This is a genomic window from Protofrankia sp. Cas4 (assembly GCF_963555915.1).
Classification (GTDB): domain Bacteria; phylum Actinomycetota; class Actinomycetes; order Frankiales; family Frankiaceae; genus Protofrankia.
The window spans coordinates 1-4,724 of the sequence record NZ_CAUVXL010000212.1 but is presented as its reverse complement, the minus strand read 5'-3'; the positions used below and the strand labels follow the sequence as shown (position 1 = coordinate 4,724).

Genomic DNA, 4,724 nt, shown 5'->3' with positions numbered 1-4,724 from the left:
CGGGATAGAGGGGCTCGGTGGGTGGTTTCCCGCGCCCGTCGACCGCGGCATGGATGCGGTCCAGCAGCACCGAGCGAGCCTCGTCCTCGCTGAGGCCGAACAGGTCGAACGAGCGCACTCTGTTCAGCAGGACGGGGCAGGGACAGTCCTCGACCCGAATCGGGATCACCCTGCGGGTGCGGCCGTCGGGATCGACAGCGAAGGCCTCCTCCCGCACCGCCCGCTCGTAGGGCGAGCGCGAATAGGCGTAGGAGAGTACGGCGATCACCCGGTCGGCGCCGCGAACCCCATCGGCCATCCGTGTCATCCAGTGCGAGCCGGGGACGAAGTCCCAGGCCTGGATCAGGACCTGAAAGCCGGCGTCCTCGAGCTGCCAGGCGATCCACTCCGCCCAGGTCCGGTCGGCCGCCGCGTAGGACACGAAGAAGTCCCACCGGTCGGGCGGCGAGGCGCCCCCGCAGTCGGCTGGGTGGTCTCTGTCCGCGGGCGGGTCACCGTGCCCCCCGTTCATACAGCGAAGTCTCCCATACGGCTACGCACCGGCACAGCCTCGTGCTCGACCGGCTCGGGTCGGTCAACGAGCACGGCTTGTCCTCCAGACAATGACGAGCCAGACGGTCAGTGCGGCAGGTTGAGGTCCGAGCAGACTGACAGCGCCGCCCGAGCGTCCGTGGGCAGGTTCGCGTAGTTCCCCTCTCCGCATCCTGCAAGACGACCTACTCCTCCGACTTGTACAACTCGCCCAAACCTATGGTCAATACCTGGTCACTGCTGATCGAGGCCCGCAGCTCCGGGTCGAAACCGGCGCCGCTGTAGCAGGCAAGCACCGTGTCCCGGGTGTCGAATCCCTTACCCGCCAGGAGTTCACGGGCCCGGCGTAGGCGTTCGACATGCCGGACGCCCATGACCTCACCCCACTTCGCCTCCCCCAGGGACAGCACCCGACGCGGTTCACCCGGGTTCGCGGGCGCCAGCACGGCGACGTCGACTGCTATCTGGGTCCTGTGCGCCGGGTCCGCGACGACCCCGGCGCCGACATCCGCCGGCAGCCCGCCGAAGATTTCGGGAGGTGCCGCGACCGCGAACTCGCGGCAGATCTGTTCGAAGTGCGGCCCGAGGACCTGGGCGGAGAACCGGGACCTGGCATCCTGCCAGACGGCCGCGGCGCGACCGCTCTCCAACAGCCCCCATCTGGGCCGCATGACCACCTGATAGAAGACGATCAACGGTTCGGCGATCCGGTAGACCGAACGTCCCTGGCGGAACAGGTCGGCTTCCCTGCGGAGCAGCCCGCAGTCCTCCAGCACGTTGAGGTGATGGCCGATGTCCGCGGCCTTGCGACCGATGTAACCGGCGATTCCTCCGCGGGTGTTGTTGCCACCGGCCACCGCCGCGAGAACCGAATGATACAAAGCCGTATCCCGGACGTCGGCCTCCTCCTCGAGGAGGTAGCGGGCTTCCCGGAAAAGAGGGGTCGCCGGGTTGAGTACCGTCCGCAGCACCCAGTTGTCGAAGTCGGCCAGGCTCGCCGGAGAGTCGTCGTTGACAAACCTGCGGTAGGCCGGCGTACCGCCGACGACGGCGTGGTGCCGGACCGCCAACGCGGGGTCGCCGATGTTCCAGAAACGAGCGGCCAACGGATAGTCGAACGGGCGTACCACCAGCTCAAGGCTGGCCCGCCCGCGAAGCGGAGCGCTACCCGCCAGCATTCTTCCCATTACCGACACGGCCGAGCCGCACAGCAGTAGTGAGATGCTGTTCGCCCGCGCCACCGCCCGATCGATCTCCCGCTGGAGAATCGACGGGAGTGCCGGCGATGCCGCGCTCAGATAGGGGAACTCGTCGATGACGACCGGCCCCGGCCTGCTACCAGCCACCGCGAACAGGTAGGTGACCGCCTCGTCCCAGCTGACGAAGCGCGGCGGCACGGGCGCTTGCACGTACTCGGCCAGGGTTTCGGCGAAGAGGTGGAGCGATTCCGCCTCGGTCGCCTGGGTGGCTCCAAAGTACATTCCCCCTGTCTCGCGGGCCAGTGCCTCGATCAGGAAGGTCTTCCCCTGGCGACGGCGTCCACTGACCACGCCCAGCCGTGGTTGTCCCCGGTCGCGTGCGGCAAAGGCTGCCAGCTGTCGCCACTCGAAGTCACGATCGAAGATGCGGGCAGGCTTGATCATCAATGATCCCAAGAACGAGGAACGTGCTTCGTCGAAGCGTACTCCTCGTTCTTAAGCGCCGATGACGCCGGCTTCCGCCCCTCGGCACAACGGTCACCGAACACCGCGACGCCGACGGCATCGACACCGAGCAGGTCCTCGACACCGAGCGCCCGTCGACTCGTCGACATCAGCAATAAATACTATGAAATAGTACCATTATGGCCTACCAGTTGCGCGCAATCGTCGCCGCCGCGTCCGCGGCCGTCCAGATCGCCGAGGCCCTGAGCGGCTCCGTCGTGGAACTGCCAGGTGGCCTGGTGCTGATCCCCATCACGGACCGGGTACCTGCGGGCGCCGCATCCGACCCCGCGCTGGTGGACACCTTCGAATACCTGACGGTCGGACTCCAGGAGCTGCTGCTCCTCGCATCGACGGACGGCCCGGTCGCCTACCTGGAAGCTGAATTCTTCGGGGGCCTCGGCACCCAGGCCGCCGCCGTGTGGGATAGCGCGCACCTCGTAACCGGCCCGGTACGCCACGACAACGAAGTCGAACCGGACGTGCCCGCAACGCTGTGGCCGTTCAACACCGCGTTACGCGCTCTGGGTGTCCGCGCCACGGAGACGACCGACGAATTCGACGTAGTGGGACTCGGTCGCTACCGCTGCACCGAGGACTGGGCACAACACGGTCACTGAGCTGAGGCGGTGGCGCCTTCCACGCCGTCCACCAGTGCCACGAAGCCGCATAACCATCCAAAACCCCACCTGTGAACAGAACCGGGGCAGCTTCATGTCTCGTACTTTGGACTGATCACGAACGGCATCGGCTCCCGTACCGTGATTGGGTGCGCACCCTTCTTCGTTCTGTGTGGGACGAGCCTCGTCCCCCCGCCCGCCGTTGCGAGTATGGCGGGACTGGGCGCTCGTAGGGGCGCTCGTGCCGATCGTGGTGCTCGAAGGAGTTCTGCGGCCGACTCTTCCGTGGCGGACCGCTTGGTTCAGCGTCGCTGTCGGGCTGGTACCCACGTTGGTCACGCCACCCGCATCGAGGTCCGTGTCGCCGCGGACGACATGGTGGTGCGCCTGCGCGTGAGCGACGATGGGGACACCAGCGCCGCACGCCCGCCAGCGCCGCCGGGATACGGGCTCGTCGGCATGATCGAACGCGCTCAGCTGCTCGGCGACACCTGCGATGCCGGCCCGAACCCCGGTCGAGGGTGGAGCGTGACCGCCGTACTGCCCCGGACGGGGTGGGCGACATGAGCATCCGGGTGCTCGTAGCCGACGATCAGGAGATCGTCGGCACCGGACTGCGGATGATTCTCGACGCCCAACCCGGCATTGAGGTCGAAGCCACCCGTATCCTGGCTGGACCGCACGTCGCCGACCCCCTCGCCGTCGTCGTCATCACCACCTTCGACCTCGACGAATACGTCTACGCCGCCCTGCGAGCCGGCGCCCGGGGTTTCTTGCTCAAAGACGCGGGCCCCGATCTGCTCGCCCAAGCCGTCCATGCCGCCGCGGGCGGCGACGCGCTCATCGCCCCGAGCATCACCGCACGGCTGCTTGCGGCATTCGCCGACGCCGGGCCCACCGCACCGCCGCTGCAACCCATCGAGACGCTCACGGACCGGGAAGAGCAGGTCCTCACCACGGTGGCACGGGGACGAACCAACAACGAGATCGCCGACGAGCTGTACATCACGCTCAGCATCGTCAAAACCCACGTCGCCAGCCTGATGGCCAAGATCGGCGCCCGCAACCGCGTCGAGATCGCCATGTGGGCCTACGAAACCAACCGCATCAAGAACCGATGGAAACTGGCGCGGAACGCATCAGCCGAAAGTACCACCGTGCCGTCGGATGATCGGCTGACTCAGATCAGGCCGATGCACCGATGAGTCGCGGCACCTCAATCGTCACCATCGAGTCATGACCGGACCAACGGCAGGCGCTCGTGCCGTGACCTCCTCCGCTAGGACAGGGCGGCTCGTACCCACCGCGCTGCTCGCGCTCAGCGTCATTCCGATCACGGCCGGCGCAGCCCGCCTGGCCGAGTTGACCGGCGGCGCGGAAATCACGCCGGAAAACGCACGGTTCTTCGCGTCGCCCGTGCCCGTGGTGGTGCACATCCTCAGCGTCAGCCTGTACTGCACGCTGGGTCCCTTCCAGTTCGTCCCCGGCATCCGCCGCCGCAGGCCCGGCTGGCACCGCGCCGCCGGACGGCTCCTGATCCCATGCGGACTTGCCGCAGCGCTTTCGGGTCTGTGGATGACCCTGTTCTATCCCCGCCCTGACGACGTTGGTGATCTCCTTTCTGGCTTCCGACTCGTGTTCGGCTCGGCCATGATCCTGTCCATCCTCCTCGGCTTCGCCGCAATCCGACGGCGGGACATTCTCCGGCACCGCGCCTGGATGATTCGCGGCTATGCGATAGGCCTGGCGGAATGGACCATCCGTGAGAGCGCCCGGCAATAGGGGTGTGGATCAAGGAGCGAGGCTGGGGCACGTAAATCGCGAGGCGGAGGAGGGAGTCACCCTGGTGTTGGGTGGCGACCGACGACAA

Annotated in this window: 7 protein-coding genes; 4 read left to right on the top strand and 3 right to left on the bottom strand. The window is 67.1% G+C overall.

The window, feature by feature from the left end; all coding sequences use genetic code 11:
* The 3 genes from U9979_RS19500 to U9979_RS19490 all read right to left on the bottom strand — a co-directional run.
* Positions 1-511, bottom strand: a 511-nt coding sequence (locus tag U9979_RS19500) for a toll/interleukin-1 receptor domain-containing protein (RefSeq protein WP_322780528.1), incomplete at its 3' end; no start/stop codon positions are given.
* Positions 512-716: 205 nt separating this feature from the next.
* Positions 717-2,174 (bottom strand): ATP-binding protein, encoded by a 1,458-nt coding sequence (locus U9979_RS19495; protein ID WP_322780527.1) that lies wholly within the window; start codon positions 2,172-2,174, stop codon positions 717-719.
* Positions 2,174-2,344, bottom strand: coding sequence for a hypothetical protein (locus U9979_RS19490; protein WP_322780526.1), 171 nt, complete (start codon positions 2,342-2,344; stop codon positions 2,174-2,176). The genes U9979_RS19495 and U9979_RS19490 overlap by 1 nt, the downstream gene beginning before the upstream one ends.
* A gap of 30 nt (positions 2,345-2,374) precedes the next feature.
* On the opposite strand from U9979_RS19490, the gene U9979_RS19485 reads away from it, so the two are divergent.
* From U9979_RS19485 to U9979_RS19470, 4 genes are all read left to right on the top strand, one after another.
* The gene (locus U9979_RS19485) at positions 2,375-2,854 is read left to right on the top strand and encodes a hypothetical protein (RefSeq protein WP_322780525.1); all 480 of its coding nucleotides are present in this window, start codon (positions 2,375-2,377) and stop codon (positions 2,852-2,854) included.
* Between the two features lie 297 nt (positions 2,855-3,151).
* Positions 3,152-3,421 (top strand): hypothetical protein, encoded by a 270-nt coding sequence (locus U9979_RS19480; protein ID WP_322780524.1) that lies wholly within the window; start codon positions 3,152-3,154, stop codon positions 3,419-3,421.
* A complete protein-coding gene (locus U9979_RS19475; RefSeq protein WP_322780523.1) occupies positions 3,418-4,059 on the top strand; it encodes a response regulator transcription factor in 642 nt (213 codons plus the stop codon). Before U9979_RS19480 ends, U9979_RS19475 begins: the two co-directional genes overlap by 4 nt.
* A 61-nt stretch (positions 4,060-4,120) precedes the next feature.
* Positions 4,121-4,636, top strand: coding sequence for a DUF2306 domain-containing protein (locus U9979_RS19470; RefSeq protein WP_322780522.1), 516 nt, complete (start codon positions 4,121-4,123; stop codon positions 4,634-4,636).
* Positions 4,637-4,724: the final 88 nt, after the last annotated feature.